Here is a 25997-nt window from a genome sequence, read left to right as displayed (position 1 = left end):
AACGGTTCCACTACATCTTGAAAAGTGGCTGCGAAGTCGAGAAGCTGCAAGAGAAGCATGCCGACCGGCTGAAAAAACTCATCCTGTTTTACTCGATTATTGCCGTGCAAATCCAGCAGTTGACGTATCTGGCGCGGCAGCAGCCGGAGGCCTCCTGCACCGAAGTGATGAGTGAGGAAGAATGGCAAGTGCTCTACCGGATTGCCTATAAAACGAACACGCTGCCCGCTCAGCCGCCAACCTTGCACTTAGGCCGTTCGCGCTCTGGCCAAGCTTGGCGGATTTTTGGGACGCAAAAGTGACGGAGAACCCGGCGCAAAAGTGATCTGGAAAGGCATGCAGGCTTTCCGAACCGTCTTTCAATCCTATCGCTTTTTGCTGTAATTTTTTACCGGTGTTGTGGGGCAAGCTTAGCTCCTGTGTCCGTTACAAATTCACCATCACCTAAGCAAGTAAAAAAAACACCTGCTCCCATAGAGAGAGCAGGTGCCGGGAAGCTTATTCAAGGGTTCACTTTCACGACGATCCTCCCGCTGATCGCCATGCCGGCATCGTTGCTCAATTCGCCTTGATACTCGTACGTCCCTGCCGGTCTGTTAGCGATGACCGTAACCGCCGACTGTGCGCTCGGCGTTTGATCGGCAAGCGCTTGCGTATCGATCAGAACGCCGTTCTCATACAAGCGATACGTCGTGCCGTTCGTGCCCCACCACATATTCATGGCGATTTTGTAGCTTCCGTCGCCGTCCCAGTTATCGTGGGAGAGTACCGGTACGGCCGGCGCCGCTTGCGTGACGGTTACCGTATGAACGTCGCTTCTCGTCGTGCCCGATGCATTGATGAGTTCCGCATAGTAGCGGTACGTGCCGTTTTGGCGGTACGTTACGTCCGTGACGGTCGATTGGGCATTCGGTGAATGGGCTGTAAGGGTTTGCGTATCGATCAGAACGTCATTCTCGTACAGCTTATACGTGGTGCCATTATTTCCCCACCACATATTCATCCTGACCGTATACTTGCCGTCCAGTATCCCGTTGTCATGCCCATTGTCATCCGACAGATACGGCTTTCCCGGGGCATCTGCCGTATTCGGCGGAGGCAAACGCTTGACCGTCAATTCCCCGCTCCCTTCGCTGCCAAGCCAATACGCGGCATCGTTCCGGAGGAACGAAACATGTATCGGGTAAACCGTATCCTGCTCGGCACTAGCCGTGAGCTGGATGGCGTACGCAAGCGAGGCAACCCCGTTAACGTCGGTAACCGCCGTTCCGGCCGCATTTCCATACACGGCAAAGGACACGCTTTCCCCGACAATCGCCTGGCCGTTCTTATCCCGGAGCACCGCCCGCAGCGTTACCGTGTCATTAACCTGCCCTGCTGCGTTTGACGCTTCCATTGCCGTGCTGTGGTAGAGCATGAACGTGACCGATTGCTCGGTGATGTTCCCCGCCTGATCGGCGGCTTGCACCGACAAAACATGACTTCCCTTGCCGGTTACAGGCGTACCCGACGTCCAGTTTTCGCCGTCCAACAGGATGCTGACGTTCTGCAAATCGCCGTCTTCATCCGCAGCGTTTACGACCGGAACGACCGCATCCGCGTAGCTCTCCCCGTCTGCAACCCCTTCGATGGCGATGACCGGGGCGGATGAATTTTGGATCCACTGAACCGTTCTGAACTTCTTGGAATCTTTCACGTCCCCGATCCCGGAGCCCCATTCGATCCATCCTTTCCTGCCCGTGCCGTCGTTGTCGTTGACGAGCAGTGAAAAACTGACGGCTTCGTTCGTTTCCGGTTTGATCGGTGTAAGCTCGGACCAAGGAAGCGAGAGCTCGTAGACGGTGACATGCTGTACCTCGTCTCGCGTAACATGCAAGGAACCGTTCGTAATCAGTCTCTTTTCGCTATAATCAGCTGACCTCCACTGGTAGATTTGCGGCCCCTGCGGTGTTTGGGACAGCCCGAATTCATACCACCCCATCAGCTCTCCCGGCATGCCTGCCATCATGGCAAACTGAATGCTGTCGTTTTTCCAGATATCCCCCTCGCTTGCTGGCGTAAAATGAGTATCGTCCGTGATTTTCGCGGTCAGATAGAAATTATCCCGATCCCAGTTCAACCAAACGCGGCCGTCCAAATCCGCGGGTCCGGAGTAATTCGAAATCCGATTCGTTCCTTTCGACAACTCGATGAGCGGAGGTGCGGCCTCAATTGCCGGATCGACAGCACCGTCAACCTGCACGCTGCCGAAATGGATCGGATTAAAATCCAGCTTCCCTGCATAAACAAACGACGCTTTTCCGTCAAATTGAACGGTCACATTGGCCGGATAGCTGACGCCGTAATCAAAGCCACTCAGCGGAATCTCATACGTTCTCTCGGCTCCTGGCGGGATCGTCGCGGCTAGCTCCTGAATGCCGGACCCGGAACCGAACTGCCAATCGGCTTTCAGGACGGTAAGCGCCTGCGTCTCCGAATGGTTTCGGATTTGCAGCTTCAGCGCTTCGCTCTTCGTATTTGCATCGGTGATGACTGGGATGATCCGAACGCCGTAAGCGGTGCCGAATTTAACGGCCGTTCTCAGTTTTCCGACAACATTTCCATTCGCGATCAAATCTCCCGTTACGTAACGGATCCCTTCCCGGTTCAAGCCGCGCAAGGCAAGCGGAACGGAAATGCTCTGACCGGCTTCCGCGTACAAAGGATAAGACGTGCCTTCCACGTTGAATGCTGCGGCCAAAGGCCCTGCTCCCGCGCGATTGACGTCCACCTTCACCGCCGCAAGCTCCCCGGCTACCGCCTCCCCGCCTGTCACGGCAAACGTCGAATCGGCAGCGATTCCGTCAACGTCGCTTTTGATGTAGATCGGCTCCCCGGTTAGCGTCATGTAAACTTTGCCGTCAAGCGGCGTGAACGTTTCGGTATTTCCCATCATATCGGCGATTTGAATCGGCGCCTCGGTCCGGATCGCGGCCTGCATGGGCGTATTGGTCCAAACGACCCTTACGTTCCTGCCGTCCTTGTTGAATTTGTAGCTCGCAATGCCCGTGTCGAACGTTTCCTTTTCAACAAATTGAGCGCCGATGAGCTCTCTGGTCATCGCCGCGTAAGCAGCATAGGCAGGTTTCGGCGTGTACTGGCCTTGAGCATCGCCCTGGTGCCGAATGAGACCGAAATTATGCTCGCCATAGTCTTGTTGCAGGCCATCGTTCATCATATCGTACCAGAATACTTTTTCGATGCCCGCTCCCAGTGCTTGCACATAAGCACGCACCAAATAATCCGCTTGCGTTTTTTCGTCCACTCCCGCGATGTCGGTCGGCCAGCCAACTTCCGTAATCCAAACCGGTTTGTCTTGTCCCTGATTATATTTCCGGATCAAGCTTTGTGCATCGAGTACGGCTTGAAGCATGCCATCCGGCGATCGATTGTAAGGATGGATGGAAACGGTGTCCATGTACTGGAGCCCGCCGAGCCGGAATACCTCCTCCATCCAGGGGATGTCTACATTTGACGCCATGCCGACAACCGTGACGTCCGGTCTGGCGGCTTTTATCGTCTCATAGGTCTTCTTCAGCAGCTTGAAATAGTAGTCGGGACGGGAGTCAGCGGGACCGTTCCCTCTGTCTCCGAAGCCGCCGTTGAACTCATTGTAGACTTCCACCCATTCCATCTGGCTGCCGTATAGATCCAGCAAAGCCTTACCGTAATTTGCAAACCCTTCACGACCTTCGTCCGTATAGGGAGTACTGTCCTGATCGTAAAACGGATTGGTAAAGTCGAGCGTGATGAACGGCTTCAGGCCGTCTTGCTGCGTGCTCCGCATAAAGGCATCGCGGTTCGCAGGTTTTCGGTATTTCCCTTTTGCATATTCGACATCCACCCAAGTGATTTCGTCACGAAAGTTTTTGGCCCCGGCGCGCTGAAGCAGCGCACTTAACTCAGGGCTCCATCCGGCGTTTGTTCTTGCAAGGTGGGTTGATATCCCGAATGGAGAGTTGTCCGTTATAGTCGGGTCATCCGCAGACAGGCGGGCAAAAGGAATGTCTGCGCTTCGGATCGTCTGACCGTCTTTCTCCGCGGCAAGTGTCAGTTTGTAATAGCCGAGCTGCTGAAGCGGGATCGTCAAATTCAGCCGCCCGCCCTGCACGGCATCCCTTCCTGCCAATACTTGATGATCCAGATAATCATATACGCTCCAGCTGACCGTGTCTCCTCTTGTCACAAGAGGGAAGGCTGCGGACTCGTTTGCCAGAAAGACATTGCCCATCCGGGACTGCTGAATGTCCAAATCCGGCTGGGAACCCGTCGCAACGACATTGTCGAAGCGAATATCCCCGCTTGTTTTGCCGCCGACCAGACCGTTCTTCTCCACTAAGAGCCCGATTCCCTGAGCGGGGCCATGCCATACCCCGTCGTTTGCCCCATTGTAATGCAGATAGCTTGTGCCGGCGTTAAAGGTCCACACTTCGATTTTTTGCCAGTCCCCGGTAGGTGCCAAGGCGATTTTCTGCTGATGCACCTGACCGGTCGAGTCCTTCACCAGCAGCAAGACCGCAGCATAATCGGCCGTTTTGACCCAAAACGCCAGCTTCTTCAAATCCATAGGCGTAGAAAAGCTTCGTCCGAGCGAAACATTCAGCCCGCCGGCGCCGAAATCCCCGCTCACTTTGCCTGAGTAAGCCCCCGATTTGACCTCGGCCGTATCCCGTATATATTCGCCCTTGGCTCCGCCTTGCGAGGCCAGCGTCCATATGTCGAAGCTGTCCTCGAAGCTGCCGATCTCGTTCTCCCATACGCTTTCCTGCGACGGCGCCGTTACCGACACGTCGTCGATCCACGCGTCACCGCTCGTTTTGCCGCCGATCAAGCTGGACTTTTCCAGCAGAAAGGAGATTCCGGTAGCGGGACCATGCCATTTGCCGTCATTGGCGCCGCCGAAATGCAGATAGTTCGTGCCGATGTTGAAGGTGCTGATCTCGATCTTCTGCCAATTGGCATTCGCCAGCGCGATCTTCCGCTGATGCACCTGTCCGGTTGAATCAATTACCCGAAGCGCGACCGCGGAGGCATCGGCCGACTTAAGCCAAAACTCCAGCTTCCGCATATCCAAGGGCAGAAACTTTTTACCGACGGACACATATTTGCCTCCCGCACTGAAATCGCCGTGCAGCTTCCCCGAAAAGGTCCCGGCTCTCGGAGCCGACGCATCCCGCTCATACGCGCCTTGAGCTCCCGGAAACTCGGATCCCAAGCCGAAATTCCAAACCTCTTCCTCGCTTTCAAAATTGCCGATCGTTACGTTTTGCAATGCTTCCGCCGCTTGAACCGTTGTCGCATTTCCTCCCGCCAGAAGTCCGTTCATAGGACAGGCAGACAAAAGCAGGCCCAGCATCAGACTTACCATCCACTTTTTCATTGCCAAATTCGTCCACTCCCTCATTTGTCATCTTTCATCCACTCGATATTCACATCGCCGGGCCGTTCCCGGAGTTCGACTATCACATGATGGATTAAACAAAGGAAAGCGTTTGCAATCTTTAACCTGCTGGCAGGACGGAAGGGTGGAAGGGCAAAGCAAATGAATGAAGCGTCACCGCCTTGCCCTGCCGGACTTACTTCTTGCCGTTCCGCGCCCAATAAGCTTCCGTCATTTCTTCGCTCATTTTGATCACATCGGCGTTGCTTTTCAGACTGGCTGCAAAACTATCCCATGCCGAAATAGGCTCCCGGCCCAAAATGACCTTGGTCTTCATGTCCTGCACTTTTTTATCCAGCTCGGCCAATACCTTCTGCGCGGTCGGCGAGTACAGCCCGATACTGATGTCCGCTACGCTGGTCTTGGCACGCTCGTCCTGGATCTTTTTATAAAGTTCGTTAAGCTGCGGGGGGAAAAAAGGGCTTGCGGAGCTTGCATACGGATCGGATACGTACACAATTTGATTAAAGTCCGGTGCATTATCCGCAATCAGCTTCTCCGTATCGGTAACCTTTACACCGTCCTTCACGGTATAGTGCGTGCCCTCAAAGCCGTAGGTTTGAAAAGCAAACACATCATCGTCCATCCAGGTATCCACCAGCTTCAGAATCCGCTTCATCTTCTCCTCCGGCACCTTCTTGGGAATGGCCAATATGCCCGAGAAGCCCGGTCCTTTCGGATTGTAACCGTTAATGCTCGTAACCGGATAGAAATCTTCATGCTTGAAGTCCGGAGCAACCAACTTCAGTTGGTCATAGTAAGTGAGCACGGGACCGGCTTTTTCCGTCAGGATACCCGCTTTGCCGGATTTGAACAGATCGTTTACTTGAGTCAGTTTCAGCGAAGCGAAATCTTCCGGAATGAGCTTCTCCTTGTAAGCTCTGTTCAAATATTCAAGGGACATACGCGTTTCGGGCAAAAGGGGCGTGTATACCAGCTTGTCGTCCTGCAGTTTCCACTTGCCGTTCGCTCCGGTAAAGCTGTTCTCGATTTGCCCCAGCGTGCCCATACCGTTCGGGTCTACGAAGGCCGCGAAGGGAATGGTATCGTTCTTGCCGTTTCGATCCGGATCCTTCTCGGCAAACGATTTCATGACGTTGTACAATTCATCCGTAGTCGTTGGCACCTCCAGGCCCAGATTGTCCAGCCAGTCCTTGCGAATAACAAAGAAGCTGTCCCCTTCCGAAGGCCGCGGCCGCGGAATGCCGTAGTTGCCGCCATCTTGCATCTTCGTCAGCTCCCAGGCGGTAGAAGGAATTTTGCCGCTCAGGTTCGGATAATCCTTGATGTAAGGAGCGATGTCCCAGAACGCGCCTTCGCTAACCGAATTACGGAATACCGTGCTGAACGGATCGTTGATGAAGATCAGCTCCGGGATATCGCCGGAAGCCAGCGTCACGTTCAACTTATCGGTGTAGTTGTTGCCCGACACCCATTGAATTTTCAGCTTCGAATTTGTCGCTTTCTCGATCGCTTGCTTGATCGGGTTGTCGTCCGCAGCAGGCGTCGGCGACAACAGAACCGTCATGATGCTGACCTCAAGCGGCGTTTCGTCGTTGCCGACTGTCGTTGCGGCCGGGTTTCCCGTTCCGGTTTGTTCTGGCTTCGTCGAAGCCGCGTTCTCCCCCGAGCCGCCTGAACAGCCCGCGAGGGCGACGCATAGCACTGCAATGCCTGCTACCGCCGCTGTCTTCTTTTTGAATAATCTTTTTGATTCCATGGTGATCCCTCCCCTAATATGATTGGCACAGCCACTTCTGAAATTAGGCGAATCACGGCTTGCACGCAATTATATTCTTTTGCATTCGCATTTTCGCATGAATTGCACAAATTTGCAGGCTTTGCACAGCAAGCGCAGCGGGGAATTTGCGAAGCCTGCCGCGCGTTCTGGTTCTCTTAGGAACGATGCATCTCCCGGAATTGGCTCGGGGTGCTGCCCTCATATTTCTTGAATATGCGGTTGAAGTAAGTATGCTGGTAACCGACGCGTTCAGCGACTTCGTTGATTTTCAGCTCCGTCTCGCGCAGCATGCTCCTGGCATGATCGATGCGTATTTCCGTCAAATAGTCGATAAAGTTGATGCCCGCGACGGATTTGAAAGCGCGGCTTAACACAAAGGGGCTGACTTCGAACTTGTCCGCGCACGAATCGAGGGAGATGGCCTCCATGTAATGCTCCCGCAAATAAAGGATGGACTTCTCCACGAGCTGCTTCACATGGAAATCCTGTCTGCAGGTCAGCTCCTGAATAAACACGCCGACGACTTTCCGCTGAAGCCATGCCCGCATTTCTTCCGGTTCCTTGATTAGCGCCAACTGGTCGAACAAATTGACGCCGCCGAACAATTGGACCGGATTCATTCCCGATTGAAGCACCGCGTACCGAATGCTTCCGAGCAGTTGAAGCATTCCCTGCTGAACGGTCAATTCCGTCGGACTGCTGGCAGACAATGCTTTCATGAATTGCCCGATCAGCTCCATCGCTTCGACTTCCTGTCCGCTGCGCACGGCATGGACAATTTCTTTCTCCAACGTAAACGGGAAGCCGGCGTCCATCTGAGGACTGGCTTTTAACAAGCGGTCCGTCTTAATGATTTGTTGTTCGTCAAGCAGATCGCGATAAACCAAAGCCTGTCTCGCCTCCTCGAACAATTGCGATATTTGCTTCACCTGGTTCGTCCACTTGCTGACAGCTATCGTAACCTGCATGTTCAAAATCCGTTTGATCGTCTGCATGGCCTCCTGGCCGAAAGAGTCCAACTCTTCCTCCAGCCAGGACGGGTGATCCTCAGGCAAGGACAGGAGCAGCCCGACCGAGAAGTTGTGAAAGTTGACCGTCTCCGCCTGCTCATAATGCGTTCCCGTCAGTTCTTCAATAATGTTCGTTGCCGCGAAGGTGACCAGTTCTTCGTCTCCGACCGAGAACCGGCCCCTCAAGTTGGCGAAACCTGTTAATTGAAACATAAGGACCACGTACTGCCGGTTCTCCGTGCTCCAGCCGTAATGTCTGAGCCGCTCGCGAAGATTGTTCTCCTCCAGCGAATAGAAGTAGCCCTGCACTAGTTCCAGGAAAAAGCTGTCGCGCAGCAGCGGCTGCTGCTCCTTTAATCTGACGCGCAACGATTCGCTCTCTTCGGCCAAATGATTCCATCGCTGTTCCAATAAATCGAACTCGTCTTTTAGCTCTTCGCCTCTGTCTCCCGAGATCAGCCGGACCAAACGTCCGACAGGAGAATAAATCCGCTTTGACAAAAACCAGGACATCAATAAAGCAAGCAGCAGGCCGATGACGCTGATGATCACAATCCACTTTGAGAGCAGCAAGACGGGCGCTGTGATTGACGTTAACGGTGCCGCGGAAATATAGACCCAGGTGTTTCCGAGTCGCGACATTTCGCCGTAGGAGACAGAATAAGTAGTCTTGTCGTAATCGAACAAGAACGATTCCGATGTGCCGCTATGGCGGCTATACTCCTGCTGCAGGGCGGCAACGAGGCCCGAAGGGCTTCCCTTATCGTGGCCGGACAGCCGCCAACTGCCGTCTTTGGTCATCAGAAGGGTCGTGCCTTCATTGTATGGAGTCAGCGTATCCAGAAGATTGATCAGTTTATCCTCATTGATCGTAGCCACGATGGCACCAAAGGGCTCCGAACTTCCGCCGGGAATTTTATTTACCAGCTTGAGCGTCTCGGCGCCGTTTGCCTTGGCTTGGTCGGAATGGATCACGTTCATCCAGAAGAGGGACTTCCGTTCACTGAGCAAAGATTCATAGGGCTGCAGCTCGGGGGAATCGGACAAATACGCAAATTGGTCTTTATTAAACAAGACCGGGCGCGGTTCGTCGAGAAACAAGTCAACCCGTTTCAACAAAGGATGTGTCCCTTCCATCACCAGCAACGTCCGGTACAGTTCCTGAACCTTCTCGTAGTCGTAAGCGATGTTTAGCTCTCTCATCTTGTCGTCAAATTTGGTGTCGAAAGCCCAGTGAGAGAAGGTTAACTCCAAATAAGCCAACTGGTCGACGATATTTTCCGCCCGTTGTTTAATCTGGCTCTGATGCAGCCGCTGCAGCTCGCTCTCCATCTTGCTTGCGGCCAGCTCGTAAATGCCGATCCCGATAATGAGGCCGGGAATGCTTGCGGCCAGCAGCATCAAGGCAAGGCTTTTGCGAAAAAAACGTTTGTTGAACACGCGACTTCCCCTCCCAATCTCGCAAAATTCACTTAAATTTCGACAGTGTCGAGCCTTAATCCTGCATGAGCCGGGCAGAGGTAAGTGAAATGTTAGCCTTTGATCGAGCCGACCATCGCTCCTTTGGCAAAGTGTTTCTGCAGAAAAGGATACACCGTAAGAATCGGGACGGTGGCGATGATAACAGCCGCCATCTTCAACGTCTCCGACGGAGGAGACATGGTAGACATCTCGGCCCGAAGCTCCGAGTTGTCCGCATTCAGCAGCATGTTTTGCAGCATCACCTGGATCGGCCATTTTGTCGGGTCGTTAAGATAGATCATAGCGGCGAAAAACTGGTTCCAATACTCGACGGCGTAGAATAACCCGAACGCCGCAAGAGAAGGGAGCGACAGCGGCAAAATGATACGGAGCCAGATCGTCAGATCGTTGCACCCGTCTATGGATGCGGACTCCTCAAGCTCGGCCGGCACGCTGTCGAAAAATCCCTTCATTAAGATCACGTTCCAGCCGCTTGCCAAAGCGGGGAAGATTAGCGCCCACAGGCTATTGATCAACCCGAATTGGCGAACGACCAAATAGCTTGGGATGATTCCCGGACTGAACAAAATCGTTAGCAGAATGCCAAGCAGAATAACCCTTCTGCCCCGCAATCTCTTGCGAGATAGCGTATAGGAGAGCGCGGCGGTCACGATCAGGCTGAGCGTTGTGCCCACAATCGCAAGGTAGGCACTCACCCCGATCGAACGTGAGAAAGCTTTCGTAGACAGCAAATATTTATAGGATTCTAAAGACCATTTCTCGGGAAAAAGAATAAAGCTCTTCCGTACGAACTCGGACGAATCGGTGAACGATACGACGAATACATAGTAAATCGGAAAAAAGGTAACGAGAGCAATAAGCCCCAGCAGTGCGATATTCAAGACATTGAACAGCCGATCGCCGATATTTGCTTTCATATCGAATCCTCCTTGTATGCTTTAATATACGCCTTCCTCGCCCATTCTTTTGGCGAACCGGTTGGCCAGCACGACCAGCAGCAAGCCGACAACGGACTTGAACAACCCCACGGCCGCACTGTAGCTGAACTGCGCCTGCTGAATGCCGACGCGATAAACATAAGTATCGAATACTTCCGCTACGTCCGACACAGCTCCGTTATACATGAGAAATACCTGCTCGAAGCCTACGTCCATCGTGCGTCCCAGCCGCAGAATCAGCAGGATGATAATGACATTGCGGATCGCCGGAAGCGTAATATGCCACATCTGGCGAAGCCTGCCCGCTCCGTCTATTTTCGCAGCTTCGTACACCTGAGGGTCTATGCCGGCCATAGCCGCCAGAAATAAAATCGTGCCCCAACCGCATTCCTTCCAGATGGATTGCAAGGTAAGCATGAGCCAGAACATATGCGGATTGGTCAACACGTCGATGCGGCTTGCGCCTAGCTCCTCCAATATTTTATTGACCAAGCCTTCGCCCGTGGCGAATAACTGAAAAGTAAGCCCCGCAATAATGACCCAAGACAAAAAATGCGGCATATAGACGATCGATTGCACCGTCCGCTTGAACACAACGCTCCGAAGCTCGTTCATTAGCAAGGACAATGCGATCGGAAGCGGAAAAAAGAAAACGAGATTCATCAAGCTGATCGCCATCGTGTTGCGAAACAGCAGCATGAAATCCGGGGTGGAGAAAAACCGCTGAAAATGCTCCAGTCCTACCCATTCACTCTTCCATATTCCAGCAAACGGAGAGTAATTTTGAAATGCAATGACCACTCCCCCCATAGGTACATATTTGAATATGAAGAAAAATACAAGACCGGGCAATGCAAGCAAGTACAAGTATTTGTCCCTGCGAAGATCTTTCCTCAGACCTCGAAGCCAATTCGTCACCCGGCGGCGGCGGTCTGGGGCGCCCTCAGAATTCACGTATAATGTCTGTAGCTCATTCATTGTTCCATACCCTTTCTTGAACCGGTTTGCTAACGTGCTCGGCATAATCGAAATAGATGCGGTCATCCGCTGCAGGATTTTTCAATCTTTCCATATCGAATAACATGGTGGTGACCTCCTGATTGAACAATTCAAGCCTAAGATGTTCTAACTATAAAATGTAGTTTTTCTATCAACAATTAGATTCTCTTGCCTGTTAGTCTTTCTTCAGCTTGGACATTCTTGCATGTCTTCGACATTCTTGCAAACACGCAAGGCCCGTCATACTTGGTGTATGGCGGGCCATCTTTTATTTGCCGCTTTGTAAATTCAATTTTTTCAGGATCCCCCGCAAATGCTCGGCACCGCTTGCAATCCTTTCTTCCATTTGCTCCAAATATGGTATCGCTTCGTATACATCGACCGCTGGCAGCTCGCCAGAGGCAAGCTTCTGCTCAGTTACTGATACCAGCTTGATAAATTGACCGAATTCATATGGCGTCAAATCAGAATTGGGAATAAACCAATCCTTCTCGAACACCGGGAATTCAAAAATCCACTTGTGATCCTCGATCGACAAAGGCAAATCCGGGTTGTATTCATGCAAAATGGCGATGATGCTCGCAAAATCGACATTTCCTTGGCCAGGAGCCTTACCTTGTCTGCTGACCCCATTCGCCGAGAAAAAGACGATTCCATCCTTGATATGGGTCATATGCGTATAGGGAGCGACTCGTCTGGCCGCCTGTACAGGGTCTTCCCCATTCACGAGTGTATTCCCAGTATCGAGACATACACCGCAGATGTCAGAACCAACTGCTTCAACGATGTGCAAAACATCAAAGGTGGAGTCACCATGATTCTCAATATTGATTCTGCTGCCGCATTCTTCGAGCACTGGTCTCAGACTGCGTAAGAAATCGATACTCTTTGATAAATGAATGTTCCATGAAACAGGGTGTTTGTATCTTTCGTCACTATGGCTGATCACGCTCCTCAGCTCATGCCAGCCAGTTTTAGCGAAGGCTTGAATAGCACGGCTTATCGCAGTTCTTTCTTCATCCTCCGATTGGTTGAATTGAAGCGGGTTGCATGAATTTACGGAAACGTTAATATACATTCCGAGTGAATCAGCGTAATCCTTTAAGTTTAGTAGTTCACCCACATCACGATTGGGGCTCAACCCGTCTATACCACCAAACTGCACGCCTTCCAATCCTCGTTTGTTGGCATAATCCAGACACTGATAAGGATCCAGGTTTAATTCCCGGAGCGTAAAGCTATCAATTCCTATCTTCAAGGCCAGTCCTCCTTTTATCGTCTGTCCACTGCTTTCAACGTGCCGGTTGCAGGGGAAGGCTGACAACCGCCTTCGTTGCCTCAGCCCGGTAAGCGGCTTCCGCCACTTCAACCGTTTTACGGCTATCTGTCCCGTCGGTCAAAATTTCCGCCTGTTCGCCTCTCAAGCTTTTCACCCATTGCTCGATGCAGCGCTGATGGCCTGTCAATTCTTTTTTTACCTCAACCTTGACGAAGCTCCCTTCGCCTTTCATGTCGTAGTGGAACTGCTTGGATGATCCGTCATGAATTTTGACGTATGTGCCTTTGCCGCTCATAAAATACGCTTCACCCTTCGTACCGGTGACATGGTTGAATTCGTACCATAATCCGTCCGGGGCGTGATGCGATTGCGTGTACCAGTTAATGGAGAGCAGAGCCAGCGCGCCCGATTGCATTTTGGCCATTACGGCTCCGATACTTTCCCCTTCCATGCGATCCGGCTCCGTCTTCGTCATGCAAGTCACCTGATCCACTTCGCCTTCATACCATCTGAGCGAATCGATCTGATGGGTGAGACAGCTCATGATAGCACCGCCGCCAAGCATTTCCTTCGACCGCACCCAGCTTTTCTCGGGGAAAACGACGTTCTGATTGTGCTCCAATTTCCAGAATAAAATGTCCCCCAGTTCGCCGGAATCGACCACCTGCTTAAGCGCCTGCCAATCGGAATCGTAGCGCCGGTCATGGCAGACGGTAAGCGATACGCCGGCTTTCTCACAAGCCTGGATCATTTGATCGCATTCCTCCACATTGCGAGCCATCACTTTCTCGGTCAGCACATGCTTGCCTGCTTCCGCAGCCGCGATTGCGGCAGGCGCATGCAAGTAATGAGGAAGAAGAATATCAACCGCATCCACGTCCTTGTCGGCCAAAATCTCGGTATAATCTCCTACAATGGCAACATCCTCGCCCAGCAGTCTTCGGATCTCACTGTGGCGGCTTGCGTCTGTCTCGGCCACAACAACTTCACATATATCCGCAAGTCGTGTATACCCCGGGGCATGCGCAGTCAAAATGCCTCCGCCGCCCAGAATGCCTATCTTCAGTTTAGCGCTCATTTCCGCTTCAACTCCCTCATGATTTCTGTCACGGGAACATTATCTCACTGGGGGATGGAAGGAAGAAATGACAAATCGTCTGATTTAATACACTTATTATACGAACCCTGCTTCATTCCGCTTGATTCGGTTGCACGTTGCACTATAATTAAGTGTAATTACATGAAGAAGGCGGAAGATGTATGGATGACTCCCGGTTTTTGATCACGATCCTGAATTCGCTTGATTTTACTTATTTCCGGGGCAATACGACACGATTTGACGTGAAGCAATCTCATAGTTTCGATCAGCCGTTCACGCTTATTTCCCAAATTACGGACGGCCCGCTGCTTCTTCACATCGGGAATGCGAGCTATAAGGTCGAGCCTGGGCAAGGGTTGATTATCCCATCGAATAACAAATATGAAATCAACATGCTGGAACCTCAATTCGTCACGCATTGGCTGAATCTGGACATCACTCTTTTTGGCCATTTTCAACTGTTCGACTTCATAGAAACTCCTTATGTCACCTCCAGAGACGTCGGAAATAACATCGGTCGGCTTCAAGCTGAAATCACCGCCTTGATGAACACCGATCCGATCGACGCCAGCACATCCTTGTACAAGACCGCGCAGGTCAAGCAGCGAATGTTCGCTCTGCTGGAAATTGTTCTTTCCGTCTCCCGGTACAAGATCGGCAGCTTCGAGGATATGAGGAAGTTCCAGCGGTTTCAGCCTGTGTTCGACTACATCGAGAAACATCTTGCCGAGAAAATAAAGGTGACCCGGCTGGCCGAGCTGATGTACTTGTCCACCTCCCATTTTCATAAGGAGTTCAAACAAGCTTTCCAAGTTTCTCCGATGCAATATATCCAAGCGCAGAGATTGAAGAAGGCGCAATATTTGTTGGCTACGACGGATTTGACGATGGGGGAAATCGCCAATCTGATCGGCTATGACCATGCGTTTCCGTTCATCCGATTTTTTAAATCGATGTACGGCAGCAGTCCCGGCAAATACAAAAAAGCGCTGCCTCGCCCATAGTCCGGTTTAGAACTTGACAACTTCAAAACCATATTCTGTCTAAAACAATAAAAGAAACAACGGCAAACTTGGACGAGAAATAACGTCCTAGACTGCCGTTGTTTTATTGAGCAACTTAGCGATGGATTGTATCGTATTGAAACGATAGATATTTCTATCTTCTGTTATCCCTTGGTGGCCCCTGCGACTAAACCGGAAACGATCTGCCTTTGCAATAAAAGATAAACGACAATGCTCGGTAAAATGACGATGACGGCGGCCGCGAAAACCGCTCCCAGGTCGCTCCCAAACTGTTGACTTTCAAAATATTTCATCACTAGCGGGATCGTACGGTTTTCTTGGCCGGACGTAATGAGCAGCGCATACAGGAAGTCGTTCCATGACGTGAGGTAGGCCAATATGGCCGCGGTGGCAAATACCGGTTTTACTAAGGGAACGATAATTTGAAAATAGGTCCTCACGAATCCGCTGCCCTCCATATAGGCTGACTCCTCCATGTCCTTGGGAATCGTCAAGAAGAAGCTCCTGAAAATATAGATCGAGATTGGCATTGACAGCGATACGTACACGAACATCAGCCCCGCCTTCGTATCGTAAAGACCGATTTGCTTCACCAGTAAGTAAAGCGGGAAAATAATCGCGGTTGTCGGAACAAGCAACGACAAAGAAAGGAAAGAGAACAGCCATTCGCTGCCTTTGAATTTATGTCTTGCAAAAACATATGCTGCCATACTGAACAACAGCAGGACAAAGACAATAGAGACCAAGGTTACAATCGTGCTGTTAATAAAAAACAGCAGCAACGGAGCCTTTTGAAATGCACTGATATAGTTGTCGAAGCTCAATTGGTCGGGCAAAGAAATAGCCGATTCCAAAATTTCAGGAGTCGTCTTGAACGACGCAATGAATGTCCAAATGAACGGAACCAGCGAGATGCACATGATGATGCATAAAAAGATCAATCTCAATCCTTCTGCGGTTGCTTTGCGTATGGTCATGGCCTTGCTCCTTACTCCACATAATGGGATTGCCCCAATTTCGATAACTTGGTAATGATTAGGATGACGACAATACCAATGGCGAAAATGACTGTCCCGACTGCGTTTGCATAACCAAAATCATTGTCTGACATCGCGGTTTTGTACAGCAGCAGCGAAAGGTTCATGGTCTGATTGCCCGGGCCTCCATTAGTCGTCAAGTAAATCACCTCAAACATTTTCAATGCGCCGGTCGAAGCCAAAATGAGCGAGGTGGCGATAATATTTTTTAACAATGGAAGCGTGATATAGCGATGGATCTGGGTGCCCGTCGCACCGTCGATTGTAGCCGATTCAAAAATGGATGCGGGAATGGAGGCAATTTCGGACGAAACGATCAAAGTGATGATGCCCGCAAACAAGATAGACGTCAGCGTAACCGATAGAAATGCCGTGCTCGGATCCAAATACCAGTTTTTATCGAAATCAGGAAACCCGATTTTAGCGATGAACTGATTGACCAAGCCGTAGCTTGGCTGGAAGAACGAATAAAACAGTCTCGCTAGCGCCGCTACGGCAATCATATTGGGGATCAGATAGACGACCTTAATGAATCTTGAAAACTTGTCCCGCCGCATCGTAAGCAGTGCCACGAGTACACCGAGACCTACGAAGACCGTGCACTGCAGGATCAGCCAGAGCAGTGTATTCACCAAACTCTCGCCAAATGCCGAATCTGGGCGGAATAGCGCCGCATAGTTTGCAAATCCGTTGAAGACGATCGGACTGGCAAGATGCCATTCGGTAAAGGAGGTGACGACAACAGTTCCCAGCGGGTATGCATAGAACATTAGAAAAATAATGAGGGTAGGCGCGATAAACAAGCCAGTCCAGAATTTATGTTTGATGACCATGATAATTAGCTCCCTTGCATTTTTCCAAGCTGTTGAGCCATACAAAAAGAGATGGTTACTTCAAATTATTAGTTCTTGATTTGACTGGTTAACGTTTTGGCGAATTGTTCAGGCGTCTGCTTGAAAGCAAGAGACGCAAGATCTTGAGTGATGTTGCTGGTGACGCTTTCTTGATAAATAGCCCACGGCGTAACGTACGTATACTTGGCACTCTTCGCTTGATTGATCAATTCTTTCAGCATCGGATCGATCTGATATTGAGATACGTCGATCTTACTAGAAGCCGGCACCAGATTCAGCTGCGTCAACTTATCGATTTGGCCTTGCTCGTCAGTAAGAAAGCGAATGAACTTAACCTCGGCATCGTATTTCCTCTCATCCAGATTGCTAGCCATGAAGGTGAAGCCCGGTGTGGAAACGATGCCGTCCCCTGGGTATTTTGCGACTCCAAGATTATCTTTTAAACCTTTAATAGACTTTTGCTTATCGTATACGTCAGCTGTCAGCCAAATGCCGTTGGCAATCATAGCCGCTTTGCCTTGCAGAAAATAGTTCATGGCTCCTGCATAATCCAGGCCGACTGCATCTTTCGTGGAGTATTGAGTCATAATCTTTTTGAGATTATTCGCGGCGGAAATAACTTCAGGCGTTTCATACGTTTCTGGATGATTAGTATTCGCCAGTTTGTTTCCCGCATCGCCATTGGTGCCAATCAAGGAAATAAACCAAAGGTTGGCGGTCCAGCCGTTTTGCGCAGTGTTGATGGCGATTGGAGTAATTCCTTTTTCCTTCAACATTTCGCACTGTTTGAAGAATTCCTCCCAAGTTGTTGCAGGTGCTTGAATACCGGCTTCATTAAATAATTGCTTGTTATAGAAATACCCGACGACATCGTTATGGCTTGTGATCGCATGCCATTTGCCAGTATTGTGGTTCCATGTCTCCAAGCCGCGTTCATCAAGGCTGGACTTCCAATCAGGATCAGCATCTATATACGGCTTGAGGTCCAATACCACACCGCCTTTAGCTGCCAGATCCGCAATCGAACCACTATCCGTAACCGCAATATCCGGAAAATCCCTGCCCGAGATCATCACTTTCAGTTTCTCGTTCATCGCAGCATCGTCAGGTACGTCCTCCACTTTAACGACAATCTGATTTTCATGTTGCTTGTTGAATTTTTCAATTTTTTCATTTAAATATCCGGCGAACGGATGATTGCCGACCCATGAAGTCAAAAATTTAATTTCTACGGGCTCCGTTTCAGCAGGTGAATTTGTCGTGGATTTCTCTGTACTGCATGCTGACACCATAGCTGTTAACATGACTAGAGATGTAACGGAAACCAGGCGTTGAAAACGCTTACCCATTGAGGTGATCCTCCCTTAATCGTTTTTATATGATTTATATCCCTTATCTTAAAAAAATTTAGCACGCTATAGAATAGAACCTTATTACTTCGAGTATTGTTTTTTTTACTTGATTTTCTGTTTTTCACGCCCGATTAGAACAAAAGACTGCTAGCCAGGCAGCTTTTCGACTAATGCTAAGAAAGTTGTATCCATTTTACTTTCTATCGATTTCTTTACTTTATTCACGAATCATTTTCGTTATCAAAGGAAATCCAGTGCTTCCAGCGAACTCTTTATCTACATCATTGTTTTAATTCGAAGGCAGGGAGTTAAAAATGTTGCGAAATATTTTTAGGAACCACTCGATCAAAAGAAGTATGATTGTATTTGTAGCAGTCATCGTCTTCATCCCCATGGTAGCGACAGGTATTTATTTTTATGCCGTCGTTTCTTCTATTTTAAGCAATCAGCTTCTCAATAAGTTGAATGATTTCACAAATGAAACGAACAAGCTTATATATTCTCAGTTTGAGAGCACAAGCAATTTGTTTTTTAATCTTATTAACAGTAAAGATATTACGCGCAATCTAAGCCTTTTAAAGACAAACAATGTCCAATCCGCCACTCAAATAAAAATCAGAGATACGCTGCAAAGAGGCGTTCAACATAATCTATTTTTCAATTATGCGTGGGAAAGCGGCCTAATCAACTCCATATTTATGTTTAATGTTGATGAAAAGGATTATTTTTATTTGCGATACGATTCCTTAAAATTAATCAATACAGAAAACTATTCGGAGTTGGTACGAAAACATCGAAACCAAAACAGCAGATTCGAAATCATCCCCCCTACAGCCGCTAACCCCACCCTGTTTTACATCCGTAATTTTTTTGATGAAAACGATTCTTCCTTAAAAGGTACCATCGTTTTAGACATTAATGAAAATATTATTTCAAAAACGTATGAAGGCATCAGTCAATATACAGGTTCTCAAGGGATGATTTTTAATAATGACGGGATTGTCGTTTCAGCCACTGATAAATCTATGCTGGGAAAGAAGGCTCCAAGCGAGCTGCTGGCACAAAAATTGACCAGCTCAGCCAAACAAATAAAAATCAATAATGAGAGGTTCTGGATCGCTGCTAAGGAAATCAACGGTTATGATCTTACCTCATTAATCATTGTACCTGAAAAATCAGTCTTTCTGGATTTGAACAAAAGTATCCGGGATTACTTGTATATTATTGCATTATTAGTGATCGTTTTCGTTGTTATCGGCATTTTTTATTCGACCCACGTTATTCGGCACATAAAAGATTTGATCGAGAAAATGGAAAAGGTTCAGAAAGGCAACTATAATGCCCGTATGGGTGGGTATAAAGAGATCGAGTTAATTCGCCTGAGCAATATTTTCAACAAAATGATCAACCGCATAGATTATTTGTTCAATGAGGTGTATAATAACCAACTTCTCATTAAAGAGGCTGAGTTGAAATCGCTGCAGGCACAGATCAACCCCCACTTTTTGTTCAATGTTCTCCTTACGATTGGATGGAAGGCCAAAATGTCCAACAATGACACCATTTATAAGATGGTATCGTCACTTAGCGAGTTGTTGCAAGCCAGCATTTATACAGATTCGAGCCAGACCACAACGATAAGGGAAGAAATGAAATACGTGGAGTACTATCTTTATCTTCAAAAGGAGCGTTTTGGGGACAAATTCACAATCCAAGTAAATATCGATCAATCGATCATGGACTATTCCCTTCCCAAGCTGTGCATTCAGCCGATCGTTGAAAATGCAATCGTTCATGGGCTTGAAAATAAAATTGCTCAAGGCAACTTATATATCAACGCTTATGAGGACTTTGGAATAATTAACATTGAAATCGCAGATGACGGTGTCGGATTCGATACAGCCGAGTTGGACCTCGCAGGAAATAGTAAAGCAGCATCCAGAAAACACAAAAAAAACCATACTCACATTGGATTAATCAATGTAAACAAGCGAATGAAATTCATGTATGGCGAAAAATATGAAATTGCCATTCGCAGTGAACAAGGCAAGGGGACAACCGTAGCAATCCGCATACCAGCACAACAAGGAGGGGCTCCATTTGTTTCAGGTCATGATAGCCGATGATGAACATGTCATTAAAAACGGACTTAAAAATTTCATAGATTGGAGTGAACTGGATTGCCAAATCGTCAATGAAGCCAGCAACGGTTTAGAGGCGCTAGAGGCGCTGAAAACGAAAAAAATCGATATCGTGATTACGGACATAAAAATGCCCGCCTTAAACGGCATCGAGCTGTCTGAAATAATTTATAAACATTACCCCAAAACGAAGGTTATTTTACTAACAGGCTTTGCTGACTTTTCATTCGCCCAATCTGCCATTCAGTATGGTGTTATCGATTTTATTATAAAGACGAATCCTATCGATAAAGTTCAGGATGCCATTCGGAAAGCTAAAAACTTGATCATCCAACAGAGGGAAGCGGATTCAAAAATCAGGAAATTAGAAGAAGAAATGATCAACACGTTACCGGAGATCAAACGAAGCTTCTTGCAAGATGTTCTCCACCGCAGCATCCATTCGGCTGACGTCGAATACAAAGCGCAAAGTCTTGGAATAAACCTTAAGCATTATTTTATAGTAGCGTTTGATTTAAAGGCTAAGTTGGACACCGAACCGGACAATCCTGATAAACAGGAACACATAATCACGTCTTTAATCAATTTCTTAAATCAGTCGTTTCAAGACTACAGTCCCATCCTCTTGATTCCTAGTAATGAGATGGTGATCATGCTTGTATCGTTCGAGGAGCATGATTATTCCCTTCATATACGAGACGTCAACCGAATTTGCAATGAGCTCATACAAATTTCGGATAATTTTATGAACACTGTCGTTTCGATAGGAGTTAGTAATATGCATACCTCCCTATTGGAACTGCATATCGCGTATGAAGAAGCCAGACAAGCGTTATCAGAGAAATTTTATACGGGATTACAGATATCTTACTACATGCCGAAGGATAGCAGTCCCTCGCCTGTGATCGAGCTGGAATTCAAACAACGAATCCAACAGATGATCCATCATGTACAGATGGACGACGGAAGCAGCGCCGTTAATGAGATGAAGGAAATCATCCAACAGCTAAGAGCAACAAATCGAACGATTCAACAAACCAAAGCGATCGGAAACCTGGTATGTTCTGTATGCTCTAACCTACTTTTGAACTGCGATATGCTAAACAACAAAATGGAGTATACCTTGAACAAATTTGATGAGATTGCAAATTGCGAGTCGATCGTGAGTTTGTCGAATTTAATGATCGATATGATCGAATCCGTCACCTCCATTGTTAACGCCAAAATACACGACAATATATCGATTGAGAAAGTAATTAAATATATCGAAGCCAATTACAGCATGGATATCGATCTACAGATGCTGGCCAATCACGTTCACTTGAATAGCAGCTATTTGAGCCGTCTGTTTAAAAAAGAAACCGGCGAAACCATCACGGAAGCCCTTACGCGATACAGAATCGAGCAGGCAAAGCTGCTTCTGCAAAAAAGCGAAATTAAAGCCTACGTAGTCGGCATGATGGTAGGCATCAGCGACTCCGCGTATTTTTCAAATGTGTTCAAGAAATATACAGGACTCAGTCCGAAGGATTACCGTGCTCAATTAAAAAAATAGAGGACAACCACTTAAACAAGTGTTGCCCTCTTGGTATTTTAATAAAACAAAACTTTATTGTAATTCTGTTGAGTAGAACATTACTTTATTGTAATGAATCAATCGGGACTCAATTTATTTTCCCGCCTACTCCACCGTAACACTCTTCGCCAAATTCCGCGGCTTATCTACATCGTTCCCCAACGCCAGGGATGCGTAGTAAGAAATCAGCTGCAGCGGAATGACGGACAGAGCCGGTGTAAGCAGCGGCAGCGTCTGCGGGATGGCGAACAGCTCGTCGACGGATTGGCTGATTTCACTCTCCTGACCGCTGTTAATGACGCCGAATACATAGGCGCCGCGGGCAGTCACTTCTTTAATATTGCTAAGTGTCTTCTCATACAATTCATCCTGCGTGATGAGGGCAATGACAGGCACTCCTTCTTCGATCAAGGCAAGTGTGCCATGCTTCAGCTCACCTGCGGCATAAGCCTCGGAGTGAATGTAAGAAATTTCCTTCAGCTTTAACGAGCCTTCCTGAGCAACCGCATAATCAACACCGCGCCCGATGAAGAACAAGCTTTGATGCTTCACCAATGCTTGAGCAGTCTGCTTCAGCACATTAGCCTGCGACAGGATCGCCTCCACTTGCTCAGGCAATTGCTGCATCGCCTGCAGCACCATAGTGATTTGCGCTTGCTCGCACGCCCCTCGCTTGTCTGCCATGTAGAGGCCCAGCAGATAGAATGCGATCAGCTGCGAAGTGTAGGCTTTGGTAGAAGCTACAGCAATTTCTGGCCCCGCTTGTGTAATGATGACATCATCTGCTTCACGGGATACAGAGCTGCCTACCACATTCGTAATCGCCAGCACGCGAGCACCGCAGCGCTTGGCTTCCCGCAAAGCTGCCAGCGTATCTGCCGTTTCTCCGGACTGGCTGACTACGATGACCAGCGTCTCAGGTGTAATAATCGGATTGCGGTAGCGATATTCTGAGGCTACGTCTGTCTCCACAGGAATTCTCGCCAGCGACTCCAGCACGGCTTTGCCGATCAATGCAGCATGGTGAGCAGTCCCACAAGCAACAATATGAATATTGCGGATCGCTCGCAGCTGTTCATCTGTCATGCCGATCTCAGGCAGCTGTACTTTGAGGCTTCCTTCCTCCGTTCCCTCGATCACGCGACCCATCATCGTATCGCGATAAGCTCTTGGCTGCTCGTAAATCTCTTTCAACATAAAATGATCAAATCCGGCTTTTTCTGCGGTTAACAGATCCCAATCGACATGAAATATTTCCTTGGAAATATTATTGCCATCAGTCGTCAGCAGTTCGACACCGTTCGAAGTTAAAATGGCCATTTCGCCATCGTTCAAAATATATACATCGCGCGTATGCTCCAGGATGGCTGGAATATCGGAACCGATAAAGTTCTCGCCATTGCCAATGCCGATAACCAGCGGACTGGCGTAACGGACAGCAATTAACCGGTCCGGTTCGTACTCTGTCAGTACAGCCAGCGCAAAGGCGCCGCGCATTTGGCGAACTGCAGCCTGTACAGCCTGCACAATATCGCCTTGGTACAGATCTGCCACCAAATGCGAGATCACCTCTGTATCTGTTTCAGATACAAATTGATGGCCTTTTGCCGCTAGCTGCGCTTTTAATTCCAAATAATTTTCAATAATGCCGTTATGAACGACTGAAAATTTCGAAGAATTGTCTGTATGCGGATGGGAGTTGACATCCGACGGCTTGCCATGCGTTGCCCAGCGCGTATGTCCGATACCGACATAACCACGCAGCGGCTGACCATCAAGCTTCTCTTCGAGGTTGGCAAGACGTCCTTGCGATTTGCGCACCTCAAGCTTCCGGCCGTCAAATACGGCAATACCTGCAGAGTCATAACCCCGATATTCCAGCTTCTTTAGCCCTTCCAGCAATATACCCTGTGAATCACGCGACCCGATGTATCCTACAATTCCACACATTTTCGATAGACCTCCGTTAACGGTTATTATTTCATTCCCGTTGCTAACGGCGGCCTAAACTAAACCATCTGGTGACGGCACAGGCATTGCATATGAGGTTTTCTTACGTTAACGATTGGGTTGTCTTCGTCAGAAAACGTTCCGCCTGCACCGCCGTCATCGCCGGCTCGTTAGCAAACGGAATGTTGTCCCATGCATAATGACAAGCGCGCCCTTCCGGCCGCTTATCCGATTACACATGTCTATTCCACTTGATCTTCAAATCGTCACTCGTAGTTTGCACTAGCACTAGTTGCTAGTTATTAAGCATTCCCGCCGCTTCGTTGTCAGACCGGTTGCCCGATCGTTTTGGAAGTTGGCTTACGGTTTGAATGCAGAACCGGGAGGTCCCCGCCGAAATTTCGAACACCTCCACCTCGTCAGCTTGCCGCCTGTTCATCTTTGGCCGGCTGCCTGCAGCAGCCCTCTACAAAAATGCAACAGCGCGCACAAGCTCTGGCGCTTGGGTGGTTACAACCTCGATCCTCTCTTTCCTGCTAGAATTACATTCTTTATCATATTCATTTTGCATCTTATGTGCAACAAAAAGTTTGTTTCAGTTTTGTTAAGCGGCCTTCGAATGCCGCCAGCGCATGCTGCTCATCAGCATCCGATGACCGCGCGTTTGCTATTCAAACTCGCTTAAACGCCGCCCAGCTCAGCGCGGACGGTATCGGCAATGCGGGCCACATAAGCCTCGACTTGCTCCTTCTCCGGCCCTTCGGCCATTACGCGGATAAGCGATTCCGTTCCCGATGGACGGACAAGGACGCGTCCGTTATCGCCAAGCTCTTGCTCAACCTCGGCAATGACAGCCGCAATCGCTTTATTTTCTTTGTAGGTGCTCTTATCTGCTACACGCACATTAACCAAAACTTGCGGATACTTGCGCATCGCTGTTTTCAGCTGGCTCAGCTTCTGGCCGGAGCCGACGATTGTATTCACTAATTGCAGAGCGGATAAAATACCATCGCCTGTCGTATTATAATCAAGGAAAATAACGTGGCCGGATTGCTCTCCGCCCAAATTGTAGCCGCCGCGGCGCATTTCTTCCATCACATAACGGTCGCCGACAGCCGTTTGCGCCGTTTTCAAGCCTAGGCGCTCTGCCGCTTTGAAAAAGCCGATATTGCTCATGACGGTCGTCACGACTGTATTTTCTTTCAGCTTGCCGGCACGCTTCAGCGCTTCGCCGCAAATGCACAAAATAAAGTCGCCATCTACTTCCTCGCCACTCTCATCGATCGCAATCAAGCGATCGGCATCGCCATCGAAAGATAAACCAAGATCCGCGCCATTCGCCAATACTTGCTCACGCAAATATTCCGGATGCGTCGAACCGACACCCTCGTTAATATTTAGTCCATCCGGCTCTGCGCCTACTGTAATGACTTTAGCGCCCATTTCCCGAAATACGGTTGGGGCTAGTTCATAAGCCGCACCGTTGGCGCAATCCAGAACAATCTTCAAACCGCCGAATGTATGATTAATCGTTGTTTTCAAAAAGTCAAGATAAAGACGTTTGGCCTGCTTTTCGGAGCGCACAGTGCCGATCTCTTTGCCCACTGGACGCGGCAGATCGTCTTGCTCGGCGTCCATCAGCCGCTCAATCTCCAGCTCTGTCTCATCGCTCAGCTTAAAGCCGTCAGCGCCAAAAAATTTAATGCCATTATCCGCAACCGGATTATGCGATGCCGAAATCATAACACCGGCATCTGCCCCCAGAATGCGAGTCAAATAAGCGACAGCAGGCGTCGATACAACACCAAGGCGAATAACGCTTGCTCCAATCGATAATAGCCCGGCAATGAGCGCCGATTCCAGCATCGGTCCCGAGATACGTGTATCAAGACCAATTACGACTTTAGGCTTATCTACCTTTCCCGCCAACACAAAGCCGCCACAGCGGCCGATTTTATAAGCGAGCTCTGGTGTAAGCTCCTGATTGGCAACACCGCGAACGCCATCTGTCCCAAAATATTTCCCCATTTAATGT

The 25997-nt window shown here is 49.0% G+C and carries 16 protein-coding genes and 1 pseudogene; 5 read left to right on the top strand and 12 right to left on the bottom strand.

What is annotated here, in order from left to right; all coding sequences use genetic code 11:
* Positions 1 to 302, top strand: a pseudogene (locus tag ACFQ0N_RS28865) (hypothetical protein); the annotation flags it as partial.
* Complete coding sequence (locus ACFQ0N_RS28860; RefSeq protein ID WP_379332953.1) at positions 286 to 384, top strand: hypothetical protein; 99 nt, start codon at positions 286 to 288, stop codon at positions 382 to 384. The pseudogene ACFQ0N_RS28865 and the gene ACFQ0N_RS28860, both read left to right, overlap by 17 nt.
* A gap of 118 nt (positions 385 to 502) precedes the next feature.
* On the opposite strand, the gene ACFQ0N_RS28855 is transcribed toward ACFQ0N_RS28860, so the two are convergent.
* From ACFQ0N_RS28855 to ACFQ0N_RS28825, 7 genes are all read right to left on the bottom strand, one after another.
* A complete protein-coding gene (locus ACFQ0N_RS28855; RefSeq protein WP_379332967.1) occupies positions 503 to 5419 on the bottom strand; it encodes a sugar-binding protein in 4917 nt (1638 codons plus the stop codon).
* 196 nt (positions 5420 to 5615) lie between these two features.
* Positions 5616 to 7199 carry an extracellular solute-binding protein gene (locus ACFQ0N_RS28850; RefSeq protein ID WP_379332951.1) on the bottom strand — a complete coding sequence of 528 codons (1584 nt, stop codon included), beginning with the start codon at positions 7197 to 7199 and terminating at the stop codon, positions 5616 to 5618.
* Between the two features lie 176 nt (positions 7200 to 7375).
* Complete coding sequence (locus ACFQ0N_RS28845) at positions 7376 to 9670, bottom strand: helix-turn-helix domain-containing protein (protein ID WP_379332949.1); 2295 nt, start codon at positions 9668 to 9670, stop codon at positions 7376 to 7378.
* 92 nt (positions 9671 to 9762) lie between these two features.
* Positions 9763 to 10629 (bottom strand): carbohydrate ABC transporter permease, encoded by an 867-nt coding sequence (locus ACFQ0N_RS28840; protein ID WP_379332947.1) that lies wholly within the window; start codon positions 10627 to 10629, stop codon positions 9763 to 9765.
* A gap of 21 nt (positions 10630 to 10650) precedes the next feature.
* The gene (locus ACFQ0N_RS28835) at positions 10651 to 11628 is read right to left on the bottom strand and encodes an ABC transporter permease (protein ID WP_379332945.1); all 978 of its coding nucleotides are present in this window, start codon (positions 11626 to 11628) and stop codon (positions 10651 to 10653) included.
* Positions 11629 to 11917: 289 nt separating this feature from the next.
* Positions 11918 to 12907, bottom strand: coding sequence for a sugar phosphate isomerase/epimerase family protein (locus ACFQ0N_RS28830; RefSeq protein WP_379332943.1), 990 nt, complete (start codon positions 12905 to 12907; stop codon positions 11918 to 11920).
* Between the two features lie 34 nt (positions 12908 to 12941).
* A complete protein-coding gene (locus tag ACFQ0N_RS28825) occupies positions 12942 to 14006 on the bottom strand; it encodes a Gfo/Idh/MocA family protein (RefSeq protein WP_379332941.1) in 1065 nt (354 codons plus the stop codon).
* Positions 14007 to 14188: 182 nt separating this feature from the next.
* Between ACFQ0N_RS28825 and ACFQ0N_RS28820 the strand changes: the two genes are divergently transcribed.
* Positions 14189 to 15031: a helix-turn-helix transcriptional regulator gene (locus ACFQ0N_RS28820; RefSeq protein ID WP_379332939.1), complete on the top strand. Its 843-nt coding sequence runs from the start codon at positions 14189 to 14191 to the stop codon at positions 15029 to 15031.
* 164 nt (positions 15032 to 15195) lie between these two features.
* On the opposite strand, the gene ACFQ0N_RS28815 is transcribed toward ACFQ0N_RS28820, so the two are convergent.
* The 3 genes from ACFQ0N_RS28815 to ACFQ0N_RS28805 form a co-directional block, all read right to left on the bottom strand.
* The gene (locus tag ACFQ0N_RS28815; protein WP_379332937.1) at positions 15196 to 16029 is read right to left on the bottom strand and encodes a carbohydrate ABC transporter permease; all 834 of its coding nucleotides are present in this window, start codon (positions 16027 to 16029) and stop codon (positions 15196 to 15198) included.
* Between the two features lie 11 nt (positions 16030 to 16040).
* A complete protein-coding gene (locus ACFQ0N_RS28810; RefSeq protein WP_379332935.1) occupies positions 16041 to 16922 on the bottom strand; it encodes a carbohydrate ABC transporter permease in 882 nt (293 codons plus the stop codon).
* Between the two features lie 68 nt (positions 16923 to 16990).
* Entirely contained in the window at positions 16991 to 18292 is a 1302-nt protein-coding gene (locus ACFQ0N_RS28805) for an ABC transporter substrate-binding protein (protein ID WP_379332933.1), read from the bottom strand.
* Positions 18293 to 18609: 317 nt separating this feature from the next.
* On the opposite strand from ACFQ0N_RS28805, the gene ACFQ0N_RS28800 reads away from it, so the two are divergent.
* Together ACFQ0N_RS28800 and ACFQ0N_RS28795 are read left to right on the top strand one after the other, a co-directional pair.
* Positions 18610 to 20421 carry a sensor histidine kinase gene (locus ACFQ0N_RS28800; RefSeq protein ID WP_379332931.1) on the top strand — a complete coding sequence of 604 codons (1812 nt, stop codon included), beginning with the start codon at positions 18610 to 18612 and terminating at the stop codon, positions 20419 to 20421.
* Complete coding sequence (locus tag ACFQ0N_RS28795) at positions 20396 to 21991, top strand: response regulator (RefSeq protein WP_379332929.1); 1596 nt, start codon at positions 20396 to 20398, stop codon at positions 21989 to 21991. The genes ACFQ0N_RS28800 and ACFQ0N_RS28795 overlap by 26 nt, the downstream gene beginning before the upstream one ends.
* A 126-nt stretch (positions 21992 to 22117) precedes the next feature.
* On the opposite strand, the gene glmS is transcribed toward ACFQ0N_RS28795, so the two are convergent.
* Together glmS and glmM are read right to left on the bottom strand one after the other, a co-directional pair.
* On the bottom strand, positions 22118 to 23962 hold the full coding sequence (gene glmS / locus ACFQ0N_RS28790) for a glutamine--fructose-6-phosphate transaminase (isomerizing) (protein ID WP_379332927.1): 1845 nt from the start codon (positions 23960 to 23962) through the stop codon (positions 22118 to 22120).
* 681 nt (positions 23963 to 24643) lie between these two features.
* Entirely contained in the window at positions 24644 to 25990 is a 1347-nt protein-coding gene (gene glmM, locus ACFQ0N_RS28785; protein WP_379332925.1) for a phosphoglucosamine mutase, read from the bottom strand.
* Positions 25991 to 25997 lie beyond the last annotated feature (7 nt).

Origin of the sequence: Paenibacillus sp. GCM10027626 (assembly GCF_042676285.1) — a bacterium.
In the GTDB taxonomy this organism is placed as follows: Bacteria; Bacillota; Bacilli; order Paenibacillales; family Paenibacillaceae; genus Paenibacillus_Z.
Note: the sequence above shows the minus strand (reverse complement) of the source record. Positions and strands in the feature narration are given on the sequence as shown.

What these genes read in the sequence shown, in the direction of transcription:
- ACFQ0N_RS28855 (WP_379332967.1), bottom strand. Translation starts at nt 5,419, where the DNA reads ATGAAAAAGTGGATGGTAAGTCTGATGCTGGGCCTGCTTTTGTCTGCC.
- ACFQ0N_RS28850 (WP_379332951.1), bottom strand. Translation starts at nt 7,199, where the DNA reads ATGGAATCAAAAAGATTATTCAAAAAGAAGACAGCGGCGGTAGCAGGC.
- ACFQ0N_RS28840 (WP_379332947.1), bottom strand. Translation starts at nt 10,629, where the DNA reads ATGAAAGCAAATATCGGCGATCGGCTGTTCAATGTCTTGAATATCGCA.
- ACFQ0N_RS28835 (WP_379332945.1), bottom strand. Translation starts at nt 11,628, where the DNA reads ATGAATGAGCTACAGACATTATACGTGAATTCTGAGGGCGCCCCAGAC.
- ACFQ0N_RS28825 (WP_379332941.1), bottom strand. Translation starts at nt 14,006, where the DNA reads ATGAGCGCTAAACTGAAGATAGGCATTCTGGGCGGCGGAGGCATTTTG.
- ACFQ0N_RS28820 (WP_379332939.1), top strand. Translation starts at nt 14,189, where the DNA reads ATGGATGACTCCCGGTTTTTGATCACGATCCTGAATTCGCTTGATTTT.
- ACFQ0N_RS28815 (WP_379332937.1), bottom strand. Translation starts at nt 16,029, where the DNA reads ATGACCATACGCAAAGCAACCGCAGAAGGATTGAGATTGATCTTTTTA.
- ACFQ0N_RS28810 (WP_379332935.1), bottom strand. Translation starts at nt 16,922, where the DNA reads ATGGTCATCAAACATAAATTCTGGACTGGCTTGTTTATCGCGCCTACC.
- ACFQ0N_RS28805 (WP_379332933.1), bottom strand. Translation starts at nt 18,292, where the DNA reads ATGGGTAAGCGTTTTCAACGCCTGGTTTCCGTTACATCTCTAGTCATG.
- ACFQ0N_RS28800 (WP_379332931.1), top strand. Translation starts at nt 18,610, where the DNA reads ATGTTGCGAAATATTTTTAGGAACCACTCGATCAAAAGAAGTATGATT.
- glmS (WP_379332927.1), bottom strand. Translation starts at nt 23,962, where the DNA reads ATGTGTGGAATTGTAGGATACATCGGGTCGCGTGATTCACAGGGTATA.
- glmM (WP_379332925.1), bottom strand. Translation starts at nt 25,990, where the DNA reads ATGGGGAAATATTTTGGGACAGATGGCGTTCGCGGTGTTGCCAATCAG.